This is a genomic window from Mesorhizobium sp. M7A.F.Ca.CA.002.04.1.1 (assembly GCF_004022805.1).
Classification (GTDB): Bacteria; Pseudomonadota; Alphaproteobacteria; order Rhizobiales; family Rhizobiaceae; genus Mesorhizobium; species Mesorhizobium ciceri.
On the sequence record NZ_RZPL01001220.1, the window covers coordinates 1 to 715 of the forward strand.

Below are 715 nucleotides of genomic sequence, written 5' to 3' on the forward strand. Positions count from 1 at the left end.
AGGCGATGCTGGCGAGACTTCGGTCGGTATCGGCGCGGCGATCGCCCTCGGTGCCGGCGGCGCCGGCAATGGCGGCACGGTTTCGGTGACCAACCGCAATCTGATCGTCACGGACGGCGCCGATTCCTATGGCATCAGCGCCAATTCGATCGGTGGCGGCGGCGGTGTCGGCGGCTCGTCCAGCTCTGGCGTGCTTGGCACTTACGCAATCGGCGGCTCGCTTGGCGGTGCGGGTGGCAAGGGCGGCAATGGCAACCAGGTCGATGTCGTCAATATGGCCGGCGCAACGATATGGACCAAGCAGGAGCGCTCGATAGGCATCTTCGCGCAGTCGGTCGGTGGCGGCGGCGGCGCAGGTGGTGCCGGCGAAAGCAAGGGCAAGAGCGATGGCGGTGAAGTCGCGGTAAACCTGTCGCTTGGCGGCTCGGGTGAGGTCGGCGGCAACGGCGGCAAGGTCAATGTCGAAAACAGCGGCATAATCCAGACCGACAAGGCCAATTCCCACGGCATCCTGGCGCAGTCGATCGGCGGCTCCGGTGGCGTCGGCGGCGCGTCCGGCACGTCATCCACCGACTCGAAGATCGCCATCACGCTGAGCCTCGGCGGCGCCGGCGGCGCTGGCGGTACCAGCGACAAGGTTCACGTCCAGAACTTCCAGAGCGGTTCGATCCTGACGCAGGACGACAACTCGCACGGCATCTTCGCACAGTCGGTG

At 66.4% G+C, this 715-nt stretch carries 1 pseudogene; it reads left to right on the top strand.

Going from position 1 to position 715, the window contains the following annotated elements:
- Nucleotides 1-715: pseudogene (locus ENZ75_RS33440) on the top strand (autotransporter outer membrane beta-barrel domain-containing protein); the annotation flags it as partial.